The 22,113-nt window shown below is 43.0% G+C and carries 18 protein-coding genes; 6 read left to right on the plus strand and 12 right to left on the minus strand.

Annotation, left to right across the window (positions count from 1 at the left end; all coding sequences use genetic code 11):
* From MmiAt1_RS08680 to MmiAt1_RS08690, 3 genes are all read left to right on the plus strand, one after another.
* On the plus strand, positions 1 to 745 hold a 745-nt coding region (locus MmiAt1_RS08680; RefSeq protein ID WP_318786489.1), incomplete at its 5' end, for a hypothetical protein.
* Positions 746 to 838: 93 nt separating this feature from the next.
* Entirely contained in the window at positions 839 to 1,741 is a 903-nt protein-coding gene (locus tag MmiAt1_RS08685; RefSeq protein ID WP_318786490.1) for a DMT family transporter, read from the plus strand.
* A gap of 41 nt (positions 1,742 to 1,782) precedes the next feature.
* Positions 1,783 to 2,676: a DMT family transporter gene (locus MmiAt1_RS08690; RefSeq protein WP_318786491.1), complete on the plus strand. Its 894-nt coding sequence runs from the start codon at positions 1,783 to 1,785 to the stop codon at positions 2,674 to 2,676.
* Positions 2,677 to 2,709: 33 nt separating this feature from the next.
* Here the strand turns inward: MmiAt1_RS08690 and MmiAt1_RS08695 are convergent, their stop codons facing one another.
* Both MmiAt1_RS08695 and MmiAt1_RS08700 read right to left on the minus strand, forming a co-directional pair.
* A complete protein-coding gene (locus MmiAt1_RS08695) occupies positions 2,710 to 3,420 on the minus strand; it encodes a methyltransferase family protein (protein ID WP_318786492.1) in 711 nt (236 codons plus the stop codon).
* A 146-nt stretch (positions 3,421 to 3,566) separates the two neighbouring features.
* Positions 3,567 to 4,625 carry an MtaA/CmuA family methyltransferase gene (locus MmiAt1_RS08700; RefSeq protein ID WP_318786493.1) on the minus strand — a complete coding sequence of 353 codons (1,059 nt, stop codon included), beginning with the start codon at positions 4,623 to 4,625 and terminating at the stop codon, positions 3,567 to 3,569.
* Positions 4,626 to 4,982: 357 nt separating this feature from the next.
* On the opposite strand from MmiAt1_RS08700, the gene MmiAt1_RS08705 reads away from it, so the two are divergent.
* Positions 4,983 to 8,138 (plus strand): DEAD/DEAH box helicase, encoded by a 3,156-nt coding sequence (locus MmiAt1_RS08705; protein ID WP_318786494.1) that lies wholly within the window; start codon positions 4,983 to 4,985, stop codon positions 8,136 to 8,138.
* A 17-nt stretch (positions 8,139 to 8,155) separates the two neighbouring features.
* On the plus strand, positions 8,156 to 8,434 hold the full coding sequence (locus MmiAt1_RS08710; RefSeq protein WP_318786495.1) for a hypothetical protein: 279 nt from the start codon (positions 8,156 to 8,158) through the stop codon (positions 8,432 to 8,434).
* A 40-nt stretch (positions 8,435 to 8,474) separates the two neighbouring features.
* On the opposite strand, the gene MmiAt1_RS08715 is transcribed toward MmiAt1_RS08710, so the two are convergent.
* The 6 genes from MmiAt1_RS08715 to MmiAt1_RS08740 form a co-directional block, all read right to left on the minus strand.
* Positions 8,475 to 9,932: a 2-oxoacid:acceptor oxidoreductase family protein gene (locus MmiAt1_RS08715; RefSeq protein WP_318786496.1), complete on the minus strand. Its 1,458-nt coding sequence runs from the start codon at positions 9,930 to 9,932 to the stop codon at positions 8,475 to 8,477.
* A 2-nt stretch (positions 9,933 to 9,934) separates the two neighbouring features.
* Positions 9,935 to 10,996 carry a 3-methyl-2-oxobutanoate dehydrogenase subunit VorB gene (locus MmiAt1_RS08720; RefSeq protein ID WP_318786497.1) on the minus strand — a complete coding sequence of 354 codons (1,062 nt, stop codon included), beginning with the start codon at positions 10,994 to 10,996 and terminating at the stop codon, positions 9,935 to 9,937.
* A 3-nt stretch (positions 10,997 to 10,999) separates the two neighbouring features.
* Positions 11,000 to 11,251, minus strand: coding sequence for a 4Fe-4S dicluster domain-containing protein (locus MmiAt1_RS08725; protein WP_318786498.1), 252 nt, complete (start codon positions 11,249 to 11,251; stop codon positions 11,000 to 11,002).
* A 262-nt stretch (positions 11,252 to 11,513) separates the two neighbouring features.
* Positions 11,514 to 13,199 (minus strand): RNA-binding domain-containing protein, encoded by a 1,686-nt coding sequence (locus tag MmiAt1_RS08730; RefSeq protein ID WP_318786499.1) that lies wholly within the window; start codon positions 13,197 to 13,199, stop codon positions 11,514 to 11,516.
* 47 nt (positions 13,200 to 13,246) lie between these two features.
* Entirely contained in the window at positions 13,247 to 14,968 is a 1,722-nt protein-coding gene (locus MmiAt1_RS08735) for an AMP-binding protein (RefSeq protein ID WP_318786500.1), read from the minus strand.
* An 83-nt stretch (positions 14,969 to 15,051) separates the two neighbouring features.
* Complete coding sequence (locus MmiAt1_RS08740; RefSeq protein WP_318786501.1) at positions 15,052 to 15,600, minus strand: helix-turn-helix domain-containing protein; 549 nt, start codon at positions 15,598 to 15,600, stop codon at positions 15,052 to 15,054.
* Between the two features lie 291 nt (positions 15,601 to 15,891).
* On the opposite strand from MmiAt1_RS08740, the gene MmiAt1_RS08745 reads away from it, so the two are divergent.
* On the plus strand, positions 15,892 to 16,437 hold the full coding sequence (locus MmiAt1_RS08745; protein WP_318786502.1) for a putative immunity protein: 546 nt from the start codon (positions 15,892 to 15,894) through the stop codon (positions 16,435 to 16,437).
* A 172-nt stretch (positions 16,438 to 16,609) separates the two neighbouring features.
* Here the strand turns inward: MmiAt1_RS08745 and MmiAt1_RS08750 are convergent, their stop codons facing one another.
* The 4 genes from MmiAt1_RS08750 to MmiAt1_RS08765 all read right to left on the minus strand — a co-directional run bounded on the left by MmiAt1_RS08750 (position 16,610) and on the right by MmiAt1_RS08765 (position 21,949).
* Positions 16,610 to 18,274 (minus strand): hypothetical protein, encoded by a 1,665-nt coding sequence (locus MmiAt1_RS08750; RefSeq protein ID WP_318786503.1) that lies wholly within the window; start codon positions 18,272 to 18,274, stop codon positions 16,610 to 16,612.
* Between the two features lie 94 nt (positions 18,275 to 18,368).
* Positions 18,369 to 18,914 (minus strand): hypothetical protein, encoded by a 546-nt coding sequence (locus tag MmiAt1_RS08755; RefSeq protein WP_318786504.1) that lies wholly within the window; start codon positions 18,912 to 18,914, stop codon positions 18,369 to 18,371.
* A 426-nt stretch (positions 18,915 to 19,340) separates the two neighbouring features.
* Positions 19,341 to 20,438: a M42 family metallopeptidase gene (locus MmiAt1_RS08760; RefSeq protein WP_318786505.1), complete on the minus strand. Its 1,098-nt coding sequence runs from the start codon at positions 20,436 to 20,438 to the stop codon at positions 19,341 to 19,343.
* A 209-nt stretch (positions 20,439 to 20,647) separates the two neighbouring features.
* Entirely contained in the window at positions 20,648 to 21,949 is a 1,302-nt protein-coding gene (locus MmiAt1_RS08765; protein ID WP_318786506.1) for a glutamine synthetase family protein, read from the minus strand.
* Positions 21,950 to 22,113 lie beyond the last annotated feature (164 nt).

Consider the following 22,113-nt stretch of genomic DNA (forward strand, 5'->3'; position numbering starts at 1 on the left):
TTACTGTTTGCCATATTGGTACGCATCTTACTGTTTGCCATATTGGTACGCATCTTACTGTTTGCCATATTGGTACGCATCTTACTGTTTGCCATATTGGTACGCATCTTACTGTTTGCCATATTGGCAGGCATCTTGCTGTTTGCCATATTGGTACGCATTTTGCTGCATGCCATATTGGTATGTGTTTCCATACGCATCATCTCATTTTTATCATATCCGCTCGCTACGCGAGCGTGGGCACAGATTACCTTTCCGATTCCGTTGCCACCGCTACCTTCAGTTTTCCGTTTACCGCCGCTACCTTCAGTTTTCCGTTTACCGCCGCTACCTTCAGTTTTCCGTTTACCGCCGCTACCTTCAGTTTTCCGTTTACCGCCGCTACCTTCAGTTTTCCGTTTACCGCCGCTACCTTCAGTTTTTCGTTTACCGCTGCTGCCTTCAGTTTTCCGTTTATTGCCGCTACCTTCAGTTTTCCGTTTACCGCCGCTGCCTTCAGTTTTCCGTTTACCGCCGCTGCCTTCAGTTTTCCGTTGCCGCCGCTGCCTTACTGTTAATACAGTTGCCGATTGGCAGACCCGCCTCCGCTGCCCCGCTCACGCGCGCGAGCTGCTCCATTTTTATTTTTTTCAAAACCGTCCCTCGTTTTTTATTTTTACAGAAACAATATTTCCGGTTATTGCCGTCTGCCGCACGCGAGCCGCTCCGATTTTTCAAAAAATATGAAACCCGACTCACATTTTAGTATCATTTTAGTATAATTGAAAAACCAACCCATGATTTTTATAGATTCAATTGGTAAAACAAAATAAACAAAAACGAAAGAGACCGTGAAACAATGACGATGACATTAACGCCTATGAAAAAAGCGAATTTGCTGCTGCTTTTGGTTGTCTTCTTTTGGGGGCTGTCATATCTGTTTACGAAAGACGGGCTCGAAACGTTGCCGCCGTTTACATTTTTGGCGCTCAGATTCGGCATCGGATTTTTTGCCGCGGCACTTTTGTTTATGAAACGTTTGTCAAAGGTGAACAGGAAAACAATTTTCGGCGGCGCCGTTCTCGGATTTTTCTTATTCCTGACGCTTGCGGGCGTTTATTTGGGACTTCAGTACACAACGATTTCCAACGCGGGTTTTCTCGGCAGCCTGACGGTCATTTTTGTTCCGGTTTTGTCGGCAATCATTTATCGGAAACTTCCGGAAAAGAAAATATTAATCGGAAGCATCACCGCAGCCATCGGTATTGCGCTTTTGACACTGGAAAGCCGGACAGGATTCGGAGTCGGTGATGCGATCTGCATCTTGGCCGCCGTTGCTTACGCCTGTCACATTTTGATTGCGAAACGGCTGACAAATATCAAAGAAATCGACGCGCTCAACCTCGGCATCGTTCAGCTCGGCTTCACTTTCATTTACGGCCTGATTTGCGCGTTCCTGTTTGAAACACCGCACCTGCCGACCGAAATCGGCGCCTGGGCAGATGTCCTGTTCCTTGCCGTTTTCTGCACCGCATTCGGGTTTGTCGGACAAGTTGTCGCGCAGAAATACACAACGCCGACACATGTCAGTCTGATTTTTTCATTGGAACCTGTTTTTGCATCCGTTTTCGCGTACCTTTTTGCGTCGGAACAGCTTCTGCCGATACAAATCGTCGGCGCAGCAATTGTGTTTTTCAGCGTTTTGTATGTTGAAATTGATTTCAAAGAATTGAAAGAACCGAAAAGTTCAAAGGAAGGCTGAAGCACGAAAACTTATTTAACTTTCAGCGGAAATGAGAAAGTATGCTGACCCAAAGAAAAGCGGATTTCATCATGATTGTCGCCGTTCTTTTTTGGGGCTTGTCTTATGTTTTAACACGCTACGGCCTTTTTGATCTGCCGGTTTTCAATTTTATGGCAATCCGAATGGGCCTCGGATTTTTAATCGCCGCTCTTTTGTGCATTAAAACATTCTCAAAAATCAACAAAGAAACGATTTTTGCCGGCGCCGTTATCGGCTTATTTTTATTCCTGACGCTGACCGGAACGAATTACGGACTTTTGAGAACATCCATTTCAAACACCGTCTTTTTAGTCAGCCTGACGGCCGTTTTTGTTCCCGTTTTCTCAACAATCGTTTATCGAAAACTGCCCGAAAAAAAGATTCTCATCGGAACGGCAGGCGCTGCCGTCGGCATCCTTTTATTGACGCTGACCGGCATTTCCGGCTTCGGAATCGGTGACATCCTCTGCATCTTAGCCGCCGCTGCTTACGCAATTCACATTCTTCTTTCCAAAAAATTCGTCAGCAGCAAAAAAATTGACGCGCTCAATCTCGGAATTGTTCAGCTCGGATTTGCGGCGCTTTATGCCGGAATCTGCACATTTCTCTTTGAAGAGCCTGTGATTCCGCAGGACCAAACGGTTTGGTTCGCCATCTTTTTCCTGGCAATCTTTTCAATCGCGTTCGGCTGCGTGGCGCAAATCGTTGTTCAAAAATACACATCGGCATCCCATATCGGACTGATTTTTGCGCTTGAGCCGATTTTCGGCGCCATTTTCGCGTTCATCGTTTACGGCGAAATTTTGCTTCCGCTTCAGATTATCGGCGCAGCATTCGTTTTCTTCAGTGTGATTTGGATTGAATTGAATGTCAATGACTTGAAAAAAATCAAAATGAAAAAGAAAGCCGTATAACCACATTCCATTTTTGAAAATATTACCAAATTATTACCAAATAAATGGAAAAAGGCGGTATTTGACTTTGTCCATGTATTCGAAATACCCGCTCAGCTCTTCTTTAAGCATTTTTTCCTCCCCCGGAATGCGGCTCATCAGCAAAACCGTCAGCAAAATGCCGAAAAACAGTCCGTAAACAGACCCGAGAAGCATCGGTGCGCCGATAAAAAGCGCGGCATTCCCGAGATACATCGGATGCCGAATAAATCCGTAAACGCCTGTTGTAATAACGGTTTGATTCCGCTCTTCCTGAATACGAAGCGTCGGCGACAAATAAGTGTTGTCGGTCACAGACCTGTATAAGAAAAAAGAGGAAATCAAAAGTGTCAGGAAGCCTAAGCCTTGACCAATTGCCGGCGCATTACCTGACCATTCAAAACGAGCAACATCCAGCGGCATGATAAAGAACCAAACGAAATACAAAATCATAACGATGGGAACGAATATTTTATCCCACCCTTTTTGATTTTTATACCCGCCCGGATTAGAGCGTTCTTTTAAAAGCGCAGGGTCTTTTTTCCACAAGTAAACAGTGATGATAAAAACGAGAATTGCCAGCCAAAGATTAAAAATCCATCCGGCGGCGAATTGGACGGTTCCTGCCAGCAGGAAAAAAACGGCGGCCGAAAAGAACGGAAATAGGAAATAAAGAAGCAAGCGGACAACGGAAGGAGATTCTTTAGGAGAGGATTCCGAAGACATGAAAACACCTTTTGCGAAGAAACGGATAACATTTCTGTAAAAACGAATTAGCAATATGAACATAAAAAAATGTAAAAATATTTAAATTAAGGACCGTGAGCAGAACAACTGATGTGAGCTGTCTGCTTCGCGTCCAAGATTTATGATTAGTCGGCTGCCGTTTGCGCTGCCAGCTGTTTGCCGTATGCGATTGTCTCATTTTTAGAAGGAACGGGCGTTTCTTCACAGGCTTTGACAAATGCGCGGATATTTTCAAGCGGCGTCGTTTCGGGAACGTCGCAGGCGGATCCTGCAATGTTGATGCCCTGCCGGATAATTTCGGCCGTCGCATTATACACATCCTCCGGCGTTCCGCTCGGGAAAAGTTCAATGACATCCAAATTGCCGTAAGTAGAGACATTGCCGAGCTTTTGTTTGGCATGCCAGACGGGAACCGCTTTGTCGAACGAAAAGCCTTCAACGCCGGAAACCGCGATGTGTTCAAGCATCGGTTTTGTATTGCCGCAAATGTGCAGAATCGTCGGCGCCCCGGTTCCTTTTCTCATCTTTTGAATCGACGGCAGAACAAACTCGGCATACATGTCGCCGGAAAGCAAATCGCCCGACGATGTCGGATCGATTGCGAAAAGAATGTCCGCGCCGTAGCTTTTGAGAAGTTTTTGATAATCAATGACGAAATCAGTGATTTTATCGACCAGCGTATGCACTTTGTCCGGGTCGGCCAGAATCCACATGAAGAGTTCGTCAACACTTGCCATGTGACCGGCAATCGTAAACGGACAAACGGTTGTCGGCAGGATTGCCAAATCATCGCCGTATTTGTTTTTGAGAATGTCAATCGCTTCCAAAACAACCGGAATTCTGCCGAGCTCTTCGATGTTTTCGGGAATCGTAAAATCGTCGGGATCCGTAACGGTATGAACTTTAATCGGCGGCCGGTCAATTTTGCGCCAATCCAGTTCCGCGCCGAGCACTTCGGCTTCCAAAGAGATGTCAAACGGAAGCGTTGTTCCGTCAACGCCGCACATTTCATAAGGCGCTGCCGCCATGTCGGCCATCATTTGCGGATTGTGATGCGCTTCCGGGTAAGTGGCGCCGACGGCGTTCATCATTTCAACGGTTGTCATTACAAGACCATTCGCGGACGACGTATGATCTACTTCCAGGCCGCGGACGGCGGCCAAGGCTCTCTCTACTGCTGTCATTTGTTTAACCATATTATAACACATCTCCTTTTTTTGCGTAAAGCATGAATGCATTTTTTTCAATGATTTCTTAAAATAGTACACACAAAAATCGTTATTTGCTGCCGATTCTCTCAAAACGTCCGAGGAAAGATCAAAATAATTTTTTTTGAAGAGATTTGTTTATGATCGGTTGCATGGCGATTTTTTCTACAATTAAATATGGGGGATTGAAATATTTAAAGATTTTCGGAGATTTTGGTGAAAAAAGTGTGAGGGAGTGAAGTTTTTTGAATTAGGAGAGAGGATGAATTGAAAAAAGTTGGAATTGTCAAAAGAAGTGAAATTATAATAGGAAATAAAATATTATTCTGAATTATGTTAAGTGAAGGAATATACGAACAAATCATTTACAACAAAATAAAACCTGAAATTGAAAAATTGAAGGAGAGAGGATATGATGTTGGAACGGAACCAATGGACATTGAAGAAGCCCGGAAGATGTTGTCATCGTATGTCTCAGAAGTGACACGTAAAGCACTCAAAATGATACGGGAAAAAAGTGGAGAGGACGATGCTCTTCTTAATCAAATCCAAACATGCAATGAGATAATAACAATCCTTTCAAATGCATTAGATGATGAAGAATTTAAATCCCTTAAAATCGAAGAAAACGGAGAGATTTTAACTCACATCTATTCAAAAATGAACCAAATAAAAGAAAAAAAAGCTATTCGCCCAGTGACCCCTTTGTCCCAAAGTTCTCTTTTTACAGGATCAATTTCTGAACCGGACATGATGAGCGAATTGAAAAAAGAGATTTTATCTTCAAATTCAATTGATTTTTTAATTTCATTTATCAAATGGAGCGGACTTCGGTTATTATTGAATGAACTAAAAACATTTACAGAAAACGGCGGAAAGCTTCGTATTATTACAACAACGTATATGGGTGCAACAGATTCAAAAGCAATTTTGGAATTAAGTCAACTCAAAAACACCGAAATAAAAATATCATACGATATTGAACGAACCAGATTACATGCAAAAGCATATTTCTTTAAAAGAGAAAGCGGATTTACAACGGCATATATTGGATCATCAAACTTATCAAATTCTGCCATGACTTCAGGACTTGAATGGAATTTAAAAGTTTCAGAAAAAGAGTCATTTGACATCATTCAAAAATGTGAAGCAACTTTTGAAAGCTATTGGAATGACAAAGAATTCAAACTGTTTAATTCTGAGAACGAAGAAGATATTCAAGCACTTGAAAGATCTTTAAAAAAGAATCAAATTCAAAATGAAGGAATCCAATATAATTTTGACATTATTCCTTACAGCTACCAAAAAGAAATATTGGAAACATTAAAAGCTGAAAGAGAAATATTTGGTCGGACAAAGAATTTACTTGTTGCTGCGACAGGCGTTGGAAAAACTGTCATTTCTGCATTTGATTACAAAGCATTTAGAAAAGAAAATCCGAATGCAAAACTTCTTTTTGTTGCTCATCGAGAAGAAATATTAAAACAGAGCATTGCAACATTTCGAGCTATTTTAAAAGATAATAACTTTGGAGAAATTCACGTTGGAAAACACACAGCGTCAAGTCCAAATCATTTATTCATTAGTATTCAAAGTTTTAATGCTTTAAAATTGACAGAGAAAACAAATTCTGATTTTTATGATTACATAATCATAGATGAGTTCCACCATGCTGCTGCACCATCATATCAAAAATTACTCGCTCATTATGATCCCAAAATTTTGTTAGGATTGACAGCAACCCCTGAAAGAATGGATGGACAAAACATTTTGGATTATTTCGAACACACAATTGCTGCCGAAATGAGATTGAAAGAAGCAATTGACAGGAAATTACTTTCACCATTCCAATATTTTTGTATAACTGATTCTGTTGACCTTTCTCAATTGAAATGGTCAAAAGGAAGTTACGATGTTGCAGATTTAAATGAAATTTATGTCAATAACAAATCCAAAGCAGAACAAAGAGCAAGCGATATTGTTACAAGTCTTGATAAATACATAACAGACATCAACGATCTCAAAGGATTGGCATTTTGTGCAAGCGTTGAACATGCAAAATTTATGTCAGACTTTTTTAATTCATCAAATATTTCCTCAATTTCGTTACATGCAAATTCTACCGATGATGATCGAGAAACTGCAAAAGATAAGCTCGCAAAAGGTGAAATTAAATTCATTTGTGTAAGAGATCTTTACAATGAAGGCGTTGATATTCCAGAAGTAAATACTGTTTTATTTTTACGCCCTACCGAAAGTTTAACGATATTTATTCAACAGTTGGGACGTGGTTTAAGACTTTCAGAGGACAAAGAATGCTTAACCGTTTTGGATTTTGTTGCCCAAGCACATAAAAATTATAATTTCCAAGAAAAATTCCAATCACTTGTTGGGAAGTCAAATCATTCGATTGAATATTATGTTGAAAATGGCTTTTCAAATTTACCAAAAGGTTGTTTTATACAACTTGAAAAACAAGCTCAAGAATACATCTTAAGAAACATAAAAGATTCAAAAAATACAAGAAAATTCTTGGCTCACAGAATCAAATATTTCGAACACGATACCGGCAAAAAACTGACACTTTCGAATTTCTTATCACATTATAATCTAAAACTACCTGATTTTTACGGCCTGGGTTGCGATCGAACATTAAGGCGAATGATGGTAGATGCGGGACTAAAAGAGAATTTTGAATGTGAAAGTGAAGTGATATTGACTAAAAGACTTTCTGGATTATTCAAAATAAATTCAATCGAGTGGCTTAGATTTTTGATCCAATATGTTGAAAATAAACCAGAAATCAAATCTGAAAATGAACGATTGATGCTGAATATGCTTTATTATACAATATACCAAACCAATCCTGAAAAAGAGAAATTCAATTCAATTGAAGATGGCATTTGGAAATATTTAGAATGTAAAGAGATTCGAGAAGAAGTTTTAGACATTTTGAAATATAATTATGAGCAGATCGATTTTATTCCCGAGAAGAATACATTTGATTTCGAATGTCCTCTTGATATCCATTGTAATTACTCAATGTCACAAGTAATGACTGCATTTAATTATTACAATGAAAAAAATAGACCACCTTTCCGCGAAGGTGTCAAATATTTTGAAGACAAGAAATTAGACATTTTCTTTATAACACTTAATAAATCAGAAAAGGACTTTTCCCCTTCAACTCTTTATGAAGACTATGCCATCAATGAAAATTTATTCCATTGGCAAAGTCAAAGTCGAACAAAAATTGATTCACCAGCAGGACAACGATATATCAATCACAAAAAAACAGGAAATAAAGTTGCTCTTTTCGTGAGAGAATACAAAAAAGAAGATGGATATACAGCAACATTTACATTCCTTGGAGAATGTGAATATGTCAGCCATTCGGGAAGTGAGCCAATTAGTTTTGTTTGGAAATTGGAAAAAGAGATTCCGCCAAAGCTTTTGGAAAATGCAAACAAAACGATATTGATTGATTAAAGGAGGAAGTCAAAGAAATGGAAAGAGAAAAAGAACTAGCGCACTTGTTATTGGATTATCTCACAGATTGGACAGAAATTGAAAGTGATTTATGGACGATTGAAAAAAGTAAAGAAGAGATTAAATTATACGGCTCAAATTTTGATGAACCTGATGAAAACCTTGTAAAATCTTGCCTTCGCCATTTCATATTTGTAATAAATCCGTGGAATATAGAAGCTATCCCTTATATGTTGGAAGAGATGGGATTTACAGAAAACGAAATCGAATTGTATTGGAAAAACCTCTACAATTAAAAAGAAACAGAATTCAAAAATGAATTCTGCTCTTATTTTCTTATAAATTCTCCTTCGCCCACTCAAACCCTGCCTTCAAAACCTTAAGATTCATATCAATCAACTTAGGCTTTTCGGCAAAAGATTCCGCAATCGCTTTTCCAAACTCATTTTCAGTTAGCCCGGTCAAACCCAAAGCCAAAATAACTCCCAACATAGCAGTGTTAGCAGCCTTTGCGGATCCGATTGAAGAAGCAATTTCAACCGCCGGAACACAAACCGTTCGAACGCCTGACGGGGGCGTATAATTCTCAATTGAAGAATCATAAATCAGCCGGCCGCCTTCTTTCACATCCTTATCGAACTTTTCAAGCGACGGTCTGTTCAAAGCAACCAAAATGTCGGGCGTGTAAACAATCGGCGATCCAATCGGGTTTGCCGATAAAACAACGGAACAATTGGACGTTCCGCCGCGCTGTTCGGGACCGTAAGACGGGTACCAGGAAACATTTTTGCCGCCGGAAATGCCGGCTTCCGCAAGAATAATGCCCATTGAAAGAACACCCTGGCCGCCGAAACCTGCGATTTTGACCAAACAGTCTTTGAAATCCGGGTCGGGTTTGGCCGCATCTGTTCCTTCGCTGACATTAAAAATCGCATCCAGCGCTTCCTTTGAGAAATCGCTGTCAGGACGGATCACGGGCGCGGTTTCCTCGATTCTGTCTCTGAGATTGCCGAGCGGGAATTCTTTTTCCATTTGCTCGTTGATGAAATCAATCGACCCTTGCGCGTCCTGTTTCAAGTTGTTCGGGCAGCCCGAGAGGATTTCAACGAAAGCATAACCTTTGCCGTCGCGCTGAATTTCAAGCGCTTTTTTAATGGCTGCTTTTGCTTTTCGAATGTGTTTGATGTCGGACACCGAAACACGCTCGATGAAAACGGGTGCTGTCAAATTGCTCAAAATTTCACACATATGCAGGGGGTAGCCGGCATAATCCGGATCGCGGCCGTCCTGGCAGGTCACGGTTTTTTCACCGACCAAAGTCGTCGGCGCCATTTGACCGCCGGTCATGCCGTAAACCGTGTTGTTGACGAAAAAGACAGCCATCTTTTCGCCGCGGTTGGCCGCTTGGATCGTTTCGTTCAGGCCGATGGACGCCAAATCGCCGTCGCCCTGATAGGAAATGACGACAGCATTGTCCTGAGCGCGGGAAATGCCGGTTCCGACAGCGGGCGCGCGGCCGTGAGCGGTCTGGACGTTTCCGAAATCAAAGTAGTAGTACGCAAAAACGGCGCAGCCGACCGGACTGATCAAAACGCTGCGGTCCTGAATCTCAAGGTCGTCAATCGCTTCGCCGATTAATTTGTGAATCACGCCGTGGCCGCAGCCGGGGCAGTAATGCGTTGCCGTCGGCGCAGCGCCGCCTTTTCTGAAATAAACATCATTCATGCTGTCGGGTTTCTTGAAAACTTTTTCCTGAGACCCGCAATTGCATTTTTTAGGAACAGTATTCAACATGATCACACCTTCCTGTTTTCCGCAACTTCGCGGATTTTTTCCATCACTTTTCCGATTTCAATAATGTTGCCGCCGAGACGGTTCACCAATTCAACCGAACGCTTGCAGCGAATCGCAAGCATCAAATCGTCACGCATTTGGCCCGCACTCATTTCAACGGCAATGAAAGTGCAGTCGCGCTCGGCAATTTCCTGAAGCGCTTTTTCCGGGAACGGGAACAATGTAATCAAGCGGAACAAACCGACTTTTAAACCGGCTTTTCGGGCTTCGTCAACGGCACTCTTTGAAATGCGGCTGCTGATGCCGTAAGAAACCAAAATGATTTTCGCGTCATCGACTTTGTATTCCTCGAAAATCGGTTCTTTATCGGCGATTTCCTGATACTTCTTCTGAAGCTTGTCGTTGAACGCTTCCTGCTGTTCAAAGTCCAGGAAAATGGATGTCACAAGATTCTTTTTCGTCTCCTCCGTTCCGGCAACCGCCCAGGATGTGTCAATCACAGGCTCAACTGCAGCTTCCGGGAAAACGACAGGCTCCATCATCTGGCCCAAAACACCGTCGGACAAAATGATGACAGGATTTCTGTATTTAAAAGCCAAATCAAAGCCTTTGTACGTCAAATCGCACATTTCCTGAACGGAATTCGGCGCCAAAACAATGTTTTTGTAATTGCCGTGACCGCCGCCTTTAACGGCCTGATTGTAATCCGCCTGCTCGGGACCGATGTTGCCGAGACCGGGGCCCGCGCGCTGGACATCGACAATGACTGCCGGAAGTTCCGCGCCGGCCAAATAAGAAATGCCTTCCTGCTTCAAACTCATGCCCGGGCCGGACGAGGCCGACAAAACGCGGTGTCCTGTTGCCGCCGCGCCGTAAACCATGTTAATCGCCGCTTCTTCGGATTCGGCCTGGACAAATTTGCGCCCGGCTTTAGGGAAGTAATGAGATGCTTCATGCAAAATTTCGCTCGCGGGCGTAATCGGATAACCGAAATAACAGTCACATCCTGCATACATGGCGCCGATGATGACCGCCGTATTTCCTTTAATCAATTGAACTGCCATAATTTAAGCCTCCGTTTTTGTTTTTTTCGGAACGTGAACTTCAATCGCATTCGGCTCGGGGCACATGTAATAACAGTTGCCGCAGCCGCTGCAGCCCTCGCCTTTGTAAACAACGAATGTGTAGCCGCGTTCGTTCAAAACCGTTCCCATCTCCAAAACCTTTCTCGGGCAATCCAAAATGCAGCGGCCGCAAGCCTTGCATTCGAGCGCGTGAATAACAGGATAAGGAGACTGTTTTTCTTGTACATCAGACATTCATCCACCTCTAAAAATAAGTCAGAGTTTAAACTCATTCATTTTTACATATTGGAAGAAATAACCGTATTTATAATTAATGAAGATGAGAGACAAAAATGAAAAATAGATATGATAGATTAATCGATATCAGCAAATCCGGTTGAGTCAAAACGTATCATAAATTTTAAACATCTAGAGACAGGATTTCATATCATAAATCTAAAAATGGTATGACAGAATTATGATAAAACGCCGATTAATGATTTTAACAATTTATCCTTTATTTAGAGTCAGAAACCAAAACATATTTTGGCTTATTTTTCGTCCCAGCATTTTGAATAATGCCCGAATCGCGTAAAGCACCGAGTAAATTTCCGACTTTGTTTGTTTTTGAAGCGCCTTCGTATTTAGTACCCAATTTAGGCAACAAAAGTTCATCAATATCTTTTCGACTGGCGGAACCGTAATCATTTAAATATTTAACAATAAGCCCTTTATAATGATCATCATCTAACCCTTTTTTTCGAAGAGTTGAAGCTTTTAAGCCGGAGTCTTTTGTTTTTAGCAATGCATTTAGAGATATAACGAAATTCGGTTTCCTGCCTTCAATCAGCTTTAGACGTTTCAAATGGCTAATTTCGGCATCAGACAAAACTTTTTTCTTTTGGACCTTATCTAACATAACAATATCTTCAAGACTCAAATCCGGATTATGAATTAAAGCCGTTGCAAATTGAAAATCCAAAACTTTTCCGACAATTATCACCTTTACGGTTTCATTATTTAAATCATATTCAGGCATCGGGAAAAATCTCTGTCTTTGAAGATTAAACATTTTTTTGATGCCGCCGCCGGCTGTATCAACCATTTTGAGGTTAAACATTGCATTTGCCAAAAACCGGTTTCTGTAATGTTCTTCAGGTGCGTCCATTGAAATGACTTTTTCAACCGAACCAGGAATAAAGTAGCCTTTGTTCGTAAAAACTAACGCTTCATCTTCTATTTCGACAACATTAATTCGGCTTCCTTTTAAATAATCTTGATGGGCAATACAATTATTCAACGCTTCACGAATAACAAAAGGCTCATACTGCAAAACCTCCTCCGGAAACAGGGTGTTGTCTCGCAGATATCGGTAAGTAATATTTCGAATTTTATTATGAACTTTATCAATAGCAAGAAGAAAAGGAATTGAAAAAATTGTATAATCTTTTTCAAAATTATTTGAACTTTTTAAAATCCACCTGATTTTTGCATCAGCCGGGCTCAAAAAATGTTCGGATTCTTCTTTTCCGAGAAGAAGAAGAGCTGTATTGGTAATTTTTCCTTGAACTGTAATTTTTGCCTTGTTTAAAAAAGTAATGTCATCCCATTCATCAACTTCGCCCGTTTTATCCGGAAATTTAGTTTTATAATTTTGCCGCGCTTGTTCAATTGCCAAAGGATCTAAATCACCCAAAGTCGCTGACGGAACCAAACAAGCACTCCAATCTTGAGAAATTTCATTTCGAATTCGTTCATATTCTGATGGATTCAGCGCACCCAGAGACTCGCCGTCTCGACCATAGTAATGCCCTTCATAGCTTGTCGGAATGCCACAAATTGCCGATGGAATTTGAAAAAGAATGACCCTTTTATTTTCAACAGACAATTCATAAATTTCAATAAATGTAAGCCGATTATTCATCCGATTTGCAATTTCCTGTTTAAGGGAATCTAAAGCTGAACAATCAGACCGGTAAACTGAACCGACGATGCTGTGGTCTGAATCTTTTATTCCAAAAATCAACCATGCATATTCTTGATGTTTTAGATTGGCTTCATTTGACAAAGCTGAAAAATATTTACAAAGCTTTCTGAAATCGTAATTATTTTTTGCTTCTTTAAATTCAAAAACTTCATTTTCAGAAGGATGAGTCCTCAATACGGTAAGTATTTCAATCAATTCACCTTCTGAAAAAACCATTGTCGGCACCTTAAACAAAATGTAAGAAAGAAGAAATAGATAAATGTTTATTTTTCTTTCTTGACATGTTCGTCTTCTTCACGAATCTCAATGCGGCGGATCTTTCCGCTGATTGTTTTCGGAAGTTCGTCGACAAATTCAATGATACGCGGATACTTGTAAGGCGCCGTAATCTTTTTCGTGTGGTTCTGAAGCTCTTTTTTGAGTTCGTCCGACGCTTTTTCTTTGTATTCTTTGGTTAAAATGACGGTCGCTTTGACAACCTGGCCGCGGACAGGATCGGGAACGCCGGTAATCGCGCATTCCAAAACGGCGGGGTGCTGAATGAGCGCGCTTTCAACTTCAAAAGGACCGATTTTGTAGCCGGAACTCTTGATGATGTCATCCGTTCTGCCGACAAACCAGTAATAGCCGTCTTCATCTTTCCAGGCGGTGTCACCCGTGTGGTAAAAACCGTCATGCCAGGAATTTTTTGTTTTTTCATCATCAAATTTGTAGCCCGAAAAGAACCCGGGCGGCAATGCCGAAATGTTTTTCGACCCCGGATCTTCAGAAACCGCGACAACGATTTCCCCTTCTTCGCCGACATCACATTCGTTGCCTTCGCGGTCAATGATTTTAATATCATAACACGGAACAGGCTTTCCCATCGAACCCGGTTTGGGCGTCATCCACGGAAGCGTTGCGATACAAACAATCAATTCCGTCTGGCCGTACCCTTCCATCAGTCTCATGCCCGTAAATTCCTTGAATTTCTCGTAAACTTCAGGATTAAGCGGCTCGCCGGCAACGACACAATATTGAAGCGTGCTGAAATTGTATTCAGCCAAATCTTCTTTGATGAAGAAACGGTAAGTCGTCGGCGGCGCACAGAATGTGGTAACGCCGTACTGCGCGATTTTCGTCATCATGTTGCCCGCATCAAAGCGATCGTAATCGTAAATGAAAACAGCCGCGCCCCAAATCCACTGGCCGTAAATTTTGCCCCAGACGCATTTCGCCCAGCCGCTGTCGGCCATTGTGTAGTGAAGGCCGTTGTCGGAAACATTCTGCCAGTAGCCGGCCGTTAAAATGTGGCCGAGCGGATAAGCATAATTGTGGCACACCATTTTCGGAAATCCGGTTGTTCCCGACGAGAAATAATAAAGCATGTCGTCCGTGTTCTGCGTCGCGCCGGCGCCTGCCGGATGAACAAAGTCGGGCGAGCTTTCCGCAAGTTCGGTTTCAAAGTCAAGCCAGCCTTCGGCACCTTCCGAATTGCCGCCGACATTGAATTTCAAAAATTTGGATTTTCCCATGCTTTGAAGCGCCGCATCAAAAATCAAATCAAGGCCGCCTTCATTGATTCCGACGACACCGCAGGCGCCTGACTTTTCAAGGCGGTAAATAATGTCTCTTTCTTTGAGCATATGCGTTGCGGGAACGGCGATTGCGCCGAGCTTATGAAGCGCGGGCAGGCAGATCCAAAACGTGTAATGGCTTTTCAGCGTCAGAATGACGGCGGATCCTTTTTTAACGCCGTGTTTTTTAAACAGATTGGCCGCTTTGTCGGTTTGGATTTTCAGCTCTCCGAAAGTCATAATTTTTTCATTGCCGTAATCGTCGCACCAGACAAAGGCGACTTTTTCGGGATCGACTTCGGCGTAGCGGTCAATCACATCAAAAGCGAAATTAAAGTTTTCCGGAATGTTGATTTCGAAATTATTTTTAAAATCTTCGTAAGATTCAAAATCGGTTTTCGGAACAAATTGATGGATAAGATTCGTCATAAGTAACTCTCATTAATAAAATATTAGATAATGTTGTGAAACGGTTCAGATTTTCAAATACAGTGGCTTGATCAGATGCAATATTACATGATAATTGCCAGAAACTTTGCCGGCTTGCCGTCAAGTGCTTTCATTGCGTGCGGATAGTTGGAATCAAAATAAATCGAGTCTCCCGGATTTAAAATGACTTCGTTTCCGTGAACGTAAAGCTTTAAACTGCCCTCTAAAATGTAGTTGAATTCCTGTCCCGGGTGTGAATGAAGTGTCGGCTCTTCTTCTTTAGGTTCGGCAACAACGACAAACGGTTCCACCTTTTTGCCGATGAATTTTTCCGCGAGCGCCTGATACTTGTATTGGCTGCGGCGCTCAACCGACACGCCTTTGCCGTCGCGCGTCACGGTAAAAACATTCATGCGCGGCGACTCGCCCGTCAAAAGAAGGGACATATCCACTTTGAAGTAATTCGCAATTTCCAAAAGCATGCTGGCCGGAATGTCAGCCTCCGCATTTTCATATTTCAAATAAGTCTCAACGGAAATATCCAAAACGGACGAAACCTCTTCGGGCGAAATGTCGGAGACCTCGCGGAGCTCCTTAATGCGGTCCGCAATTTCAATAATTTTTTCCTGCATAATAGAACACCAAATTTGTAATGAAAAAAGAAGGATAAAAGTAACATAAAAAATAATCGGTGAAATGAAAAAACGATGATAATCGAAATGAATAACGATGTAAAAAGGAAGAAGAAGATGAAAACCGGGAGAGATTTCAGATTTGTTTTCAAAACATGTGCCGCTCGCGCGCAGGCGGAGGCTGCCGTGCAAAGAAAAACAGCATCAAATGAAAATCGAATGGCGCTCAAACATCAATATAAATGAGAATGTCAATGATAATGTATCGAATTTAGGCTGAAAGGATGAATTATGGATTGGACAGACGAAGTGAAAGACAGGATTTCAAGGAAAAATCAAATCTTGTTTGCGAAAGACAGTGAATTTCTGCAGGATTTAACGCAGCTCATTGAAAAACAAACTCGCCGAGCAGTTGTATTGTGGGCGCTCGAATTTGCGGGCGAAACAGTACGGGAATTAAACGCGCGCTACCCGAATGAGGACAGGCCGGTTCTGTCGCTGATGCAGACTCGGGAGTGGGCGGCCGGGCGTATAAAAATGCCGGAAGCAAAGCAGGCGATATTAGGCACACACGCTTTTGCCAAAGAAATCACATCATCGGAAGACATTGCTCTGTGTCATGCGGTCGGACACGCGTGCGGAACGGTACACACAAAGGGACATGCCATCGGTTATCCGATATATGAGCTGACAGCAATCATCCGGCGCCACGGAATTTCGGATTGCAGGGAGCCTGTCGAAAAACGCATGGAACAATATATTGAGCGTATGCTGTATTGGGAAGAAAACGAAAAGACGTGCGAAAGACCGTGGGCGAGTTTTATGCTGAAAGATTAAATTGCTGAAAATATTGCTGAAAATATTGCTGAAAACATTGCTGAAAATATTGCTGAAAACATTGCTGAAAATATTGCTGAAAATATTGCTGAAAATATTGCTGAAAACATTGCTGAAAATATTATTCATTAAAATTAAAGCTGAAAAAAGTAAAAAATAAAAAGAAATGCCGTCAGTAATGCGGCTTTTCTTGTTTCAGATAATTGACGGGGCTGTATGCCGGAAATCCGCGGCGTTCCAGTTCGTCCAGCGCCAATCTTCTGTGATCTTCAAAAGAGAGGGTGAACGATGAAATTTCAGCGCCTGTCGGATCGGATTGTGTGATTGTCAAATCTTTTTTGCGGGAAACCAGATGCAGAATGTTGCTTGTTGCCGGTGTGTTAACGGAGCGCAGGCGGTTGATGGCCGCGGCCGTGTCTTTGTGGGCAATTGTCGGCAGGTCTTCGCTGCTTTCGTAATTGTAGGTAAATCCGATGGCTTTGATGAATGAATTCATAACGGCGGCTTCAAAACCGACAAGACCGGAAATGCCGGAAAGCATTTCTTCGGTGTATTTCGGGGTGTAGCCGATGCCGTAAGATTCAAAAATGCGTTTGAACGACCATTCAATCACGTCCGCCAATTCTTCGGGAGCTAAGAGCGCCATGACTTCTGTCGGCGTGTCCAAATTGTTTTGCGTGCAGTAGTCGCGCATTTTTTTGGCAAGCGCGGCGGCTTGAGCATCTTCGCCGCAATTTGTTTTCATCATATTTGCAATGGCCGGAAAAGCGGAATATCCGGCGCGGTCAAAGAGAAGGGAATCGTCGTATATGTAAACGGAAAGCAGTTCCCGGCAAACGCGGGGTCCTTCTTCTTTCATGTAGCCGATGCATTTAAAAGCGCGGGCGATTTCCTCGGCGGTTCCGCTTTGAGCGTAATGGAGAATCAGCGGGCGCACGGATGTTTCGATTCGGCCGAAGAATTTCATGCCGCGCTCTTCGGTCAGCTGAGAATCAGAGTTAACAAGAATCATCCAAACCAAATCCATTTGGTCGGGCCGGAGTTTTTCTTTTTTCTCCAGCGCTTCAAGAATGTGCGTGCGCGCGGATTCGTCGGCAAGAATGGCTTTTTGGAGCAAAGCGTAAACGGCGGAATTGTCTTCGGCCAGCGGCACTGCGATTTTGATTGCTCTTTTTTGGACTTGAGAACTGAAATCCATCAAATAATTTTCTAATTTTTCAATGTTCGGCGGAAGTCTGCCGCGCATTTCCAGGATGGATTGGGCGGCGGCATCGCCGAGCGGATAGAGGTCCAGCATATCGTAAAGCGCGTCCGAGACGGGTGATAAATCGCCGTCGACCTGCGGGATTAAAATGAGTGCTTCTTCGACGAATCCGGATTCGCGGTTTAAGAAAGAGGCGAGAACCGGAAGAATAGAAGGCGGCAAATGGATTTTTTCAAAAAAAGGCAAAACTTTCTTTTTGGTTTCAACATCTGCTTCCCGGATTGTTGTTTCAAGGAAGGAATAAGCGTTAATAACAACGGCCGCCGGAAGTTCGTCGGACGGGAATTCGACGTTTTCGGGCGCGCCGATGAGTGTTTCGACAAACGGTGTGCACAATTCGGCCGGAAGATCGGCTTCGCACAAAAGCGAATACAACCGGGTTGCTGCCAGCTGATGCTTTTTGGACCGCGCGGCCTGCGGAACAATGGCTTGGAATTTTTCCGCCATAAACGGCAGCACATCCGGCTCATTTTCTTTTAAGAATTCGGCACCCTTTTCCGCCTTAACGTCTTTGTCCGACCCGAGCGCCTCAACAGCTTTCTGCGGCGTCATTTCGGAATTGAATAATCCCATTTTTGTTTCCTCCGTTCAGATATAAATTTAAGAATATGAGAAAGAAAGGCAGTCAAAAATTAAAAGATTTTGGAAAACTCGTTTCAACAGCATTTCAAGAATAAAATGACAAATAAAGCGAGATACGGTTTTGAAAAAAAATAAAACCGGAGCGGCTCGCGCGCGTGAGCGGGGCAGCTGAAGCGAGCCGGCCAATCGGCAACGGTATTAACGGAAACAGGAAAACAGCAGCGCCAAGCAGAAAAACGGAAAAATGTTTCTGCAAAAATAAAAAACAGGGGATGATTTTGATAAAAATAAAAACGGAACAGCTCGCGCGCGGACGGCGGCAGCAGAAACGAGCCTGCCAATCGGCAACTGTATTAACGAAAACGGTAAGGTAATCTGTGCCAAACGCAAACAGTAAGGTAATCTGTGCCAAACGCAAACGGTAAGGTAATCTGTGCCCACGCTCGCGCAACGAGCGGATGTGATAAAAAAGAGCAGATGCATATGAAACGCTGCACTGCGACAGGCAGCAGACACCAATAATGACTCCAATGACAGCAGATACAAACCGGATTTCAGCAAAAACGGTTTTTTGAGTTAATTGAGAATCGTGAGAGAAATCTCCAATCCTCCTAATGCTTGCTGCGCTCACAAAACTTGAAACTTCGTTTCAAGTCCGGTTCGCCGCTTTGCGCCGCCCGGAACTCGGATTGGAGGGGCGGTTCATAGGATTTTATCAAAGTTAAACAGCCGTTTTCGAATTTGATTCATTTTTAAAAACGAAACATCGTTTTCGTTTAATCTATGAAAAACGAACCCCGCCTTTATTTTCATAATTTCACGGAAGAGGGGGTTCGGGTTTGAAAAGTTATAAAAACCGATGTTTCGGTTCTTTTGAAATTCCAAATCCCAACAGCATATTTTGAAATTTTTGAAAAATGATGCGGCTCGCGCGCGAACGCGGCGCAAAAATGAAAAACGAACAAAAGAAAACAAACAAAAAATGAAAAACGAACAAAAATAGAAATGAACAAAAATAGAAATGAACAAAAATGAAAAAACGAATGAATGAAAAAAATCATTCACTCTTTTTTGTAAAATATTTGTGAGCTCTTTCAATCGCCGAAACGACCAGCTCAACGCTGTCTTCGATGTCGTTTAAATCGACGACTTCGACCGGGGAGTGAATATAGCGCGTTGCGATCTGAACGGTTCCGGTCGGAATGCCCTCTTTGGTTAAATGAATGGCAGACGCGTCTGTTGTGCCGCCTTCGCCGACGCCGAGCTGAACATCAACTTCCACTTTTTCGGCGGATTCGCGCAGCCATTTAACGACTTGCGGATGTGCGATTAAACCGCGCCCGGAAGCGTCGGAAATCGCGACAATCGGGCCTTTGCCGATTTCAAGCGGGGAATCTAATTTTGTGATTCCGGGGTGGTCGCCCGGAACGGTTGTGTCAAGCGCGAGCGCAGCGTCCGCATTGGACGCGTAGGCCGCTGTTTTGGCGCCTTTGAGGCCGACTTCTTCCTGAACAGTTCCGACGGCGCAGACAGTTGCTTTGATGTCCTTTCCTTTCAGGCGGCGCATCACCTCAACCATGAGCGCGACACCGGCGCGGTTGTCAAAACATTTGCCGGTCACGCGGTTGTTGGCAAGTTTTGCAAAACTGCGGTCGGTCGTAATGTATGTTCCCGGCTCGATGCCGAGATTTTTGACGTCTTCGGCATTTTTGGCGCCGACGTCGATGAACATGTCTTTGTGTTTGACAGGCGTTTTCGCATCTTCGGGCGTCATGACATGCGGCGGTTTTGAGCCGATCACACCGTAGATATCGCCTTTGGAACCGTGAACAATCACGCGCTGGTTCAAAAGAGTTTGATCAAACCAGCCGCCGAATTTCGCAAATCTCAAAAAGCCGTTTTCATCAATGTATTTGACCATCAGGCCGATTTCATCCATGTGCGCGGCAAGCATAATTGTCGGGCTGCTCGGGGAACTGCCTTTCCGAACAGCAATCAAACTGCCGAGCGCGTCGAACTTAATTTCATCGGCATAATCCTTCAAATCCTCTTTCAAAAGGCGGCGGATTTCATCCTCGTTTCCGGAAACACCGTGCGCATTGGAATATTTTTCAAGAAGAGACGCAATGGCGTCCAAATTTCGTTCCGTTGTCAAAATAAACATCTCCGTTTTCTGTTTTATTTTTTAATTATTAGATTAAAGATTCATTTTGAAATAAGTTAAAAATTCATATTGGAATGAAGTAAATCAATCCATTTTGGAATTAAGTAAATCAATCCGTTTTGGAATTAAGTAAATCAATCCATTTTGGAATTAAATAAATCAATCCATTTTGAAATTAATTAAAATCCATTTTGAAATAATTAAAGATACCTTTCAAGTTCCCAATTGTGAACGCAGCCGATATAATCGTTCCATTCAATCGTTGCCGTCTGAATCAGCGTTGTAAACACGGATTCGCCGAGCGCGTCCTGAATCAGCGTATCGGAATTCAGCGCGGCCAGCGCATCACGCAGTGTGGTCGGAAGCGTTCCTGCCGAAAGCGACTGCTTCTCGGACTCGGAATAATCATGCGTCTCAAAGTTGACGGCGGCAATCGGTGTCAGATTGTCGTCAATGCCGGAAATGCCGGCGGAAAGCAAAACCAGAAGCGAAAGATACGGATTGCAGGACGAATCGGCATTTTGAACTTCAATTTTCGTTGCGCGCCCGCGCGAGGACGGCAGCCGGATCAGAGAGTTGCGGTCAACGGCGGACCAGGAAACATAATAGGGCGCCTTTCCTTTTTGAACAATTCTTTTGTAAGAGTTCACGGTCGGATTCGTAACCGCGCAAATCGCGCGGATGTGTTTGAAAATTCCGGCAATAAATCCGCGGGCTTTGTCGGAAATCATCATGTCCTGATCGGGATGATAAAATTCATTGAACTCGTCTTTCATCAGAACAAAACCGAATGTTGTCGCCAGTCCTTCCGCATTCGTCAAAGGTTTGGGCATAAACGTCGCGCAGAGATTGTGGCGGCGGGAAACATCGCTGATGATGTATTTGGCCGTCATGATGTTATCGGCCGTTCGAAGAACGCTGCCTTCTTTAAAAGCAATGGAGATCGGACCGTCGGCATGTGTCTGGCGCAAAGAAACGACGTCGATGTCGGCATTTTTCAAAGCCGTCAGAATATCGCGCTTTGTGTTTTCAGCTTTTAAAAGCGTCTCGGGACTGCAGGAAAAATCGCGCGGCTGTCCTGTGAAGTGAGAATCAAGCAAGTAAAAACTGAAGGACGAAGAAACCGAAAACGTGTAACCGGACTGGTAAATTTTGCGGACGAATAATTTCAATGTGCTGCGGACACAGCCGTCAAAAGACTGACCGTCCAGGAAAGTCAGTTCGCAGGTCACGCGCCCGATTTTTTGATTCCTGCCGCCTTCCAGAATAGAAAATGTCCGCGGGTCGGGCTTTAACATTAAATCCGCGCCGGTCGGTTTAAAAGTACCGCCGACGGAATTGTCAAACGGGAGGCCTTTTGAAAATGCATTCTCCAAAAGCGCGGCGGGAACATCGATTTCTTTAAACGTTCCGCCGATGTCCGAGAAATGGAATTTGACGATATCGATTTCCTGTTCCGAAACCTCTTCGATAATTTCCGAGATTGTTGTAAATTGAGACATGTCAACACTCTGCTGTTTGAATAAAAATTAAAATTAAAATTGAAAATAAAAATAAAATGAATGATTGAATTGACAAATATTACCGACTTCATGTATAAATTTATGTTTCATAATTAAACGAACGTAAAAACGAAAAACGACTGTAAAAAAGCGCATAAAAACAG

Source organism: Methanimicrococcus hacksteinii, assembly GCF_032714515.1.
Lineage (GTDB): Archaea > Halobacteriota > Methanosarcinia > Methanosarcinales > Methanosarcinaceae > Methanimicrococcus > Methanimicrococcus hacksteinii.

Bases quoted from the DNA above. Each gene is read 5' to 3' on its own strand.
- MmiAt1_RS08745 (WP_318786502.1), top strand. From the start codon at position 15,892: ATGGATTGGACAGACGAAGTGAAAGACAGGATTTCAAGGAAAAATCAA.
- MmiAt1_RS08750 (WP_318786503.1), bottom strand. From the start codon at position 18,274: ATGGGATTATTCAATTCCGAAATGACGCCGCAGAAAGCTGTTGAGGCG.
- MmiAt1_RS08700 (WP_318786493.1), bottom strand. From the start codon at position 4,625: ATGACAGCAGTAGAGAGAGCCTTGGCCGCCGTCCGCGGCCTGGAAGTA.
- MmiAt1_RS08705 (WP_318786494.1), top strand. From the start codon at position 4,983: ATGTTAAGTGAAGGAATATACGAACAAATCATTTACAACAAAATAAAA.
- MmiAt1_RS08685 (WP_318786490.1), top strand. From the start codon at position 839: ATGACGATGACATTAACGCCTATGAAAAAAGCGAATTTGCTGCTGCTT.
- MmiAt1_RS08725 (WP_318786498.1), bottom strand. From the start codon at position 11,251: ATGTCTGATGTACAAGAAAAACAGTCTCCTTATCCTGTTATTCACGCG.
- MmiAt1_RS08740 (WP_318786501.1), bottom strand. From the start codon at position 15,600: ATGCAGGAAAAAATTATTGAAATTGCGGACCGCATTAAGGAGCTCCGC.
- MmiAt1_RS08765 (WP_318786506.1), bottom strand. From the start codon at position 21,949: ATGTCTCAATTTACAACAATCTCGGAAATTATCGAAGAGGTTTCGGAA.
- MmiAt1_RS08735 (WP_318786500.1), bottom strand. From the start codon at position 14,968: ATGACGAATCTTATCCATCAATTTGTTCCGAAAACCGATTTTGAATCT.
- MmiAt1_RS08720 (WP_318786497.1), bottom strand. From the start codon at position 10,996: ATGGCAGTTCAATTGATTAAAGGAAATACGGCGGTCATCATCGGCGCC.
- MmiAt1_RS08730 (WP_318786499.1), bottom strand. From the start codon at position 13,199: ATGGTTTTTTCAGAAGGTGAATTGATTGAAATACTTACCGTATTGAGG.
- MmiAt1_RS08710 (WP_318786495.1), top strand. From the start codon at position 8,156: ATGGAAAGAGAAAAAGAACTAGCGCACTTGTTATTGGATTATCTCACA.
- MmiAt1_RS08715 (WP_318786496.1), bottom strand. From the start codon at position 9,932: ATGTTGAATACTGTTCCTAAAAAATGCAATTGCGGGTCTCAGGAAAAA.
- MmiAt1_RS08695 (WP_318786492.1), bottom strand. From the start codon at position 3,420: ATGTCTTCGGAATCCTCTCCTAAAGAATCTCCTTCCGTTGTCCGCTTG.
- MmiAt1_RS08690 (WP_318786491.1), top strand. From the start codon at position 1,783: ATGCTGACCCAAAGAAAAGCGGATTTCATCATGATTGTCGCCGTTCTT.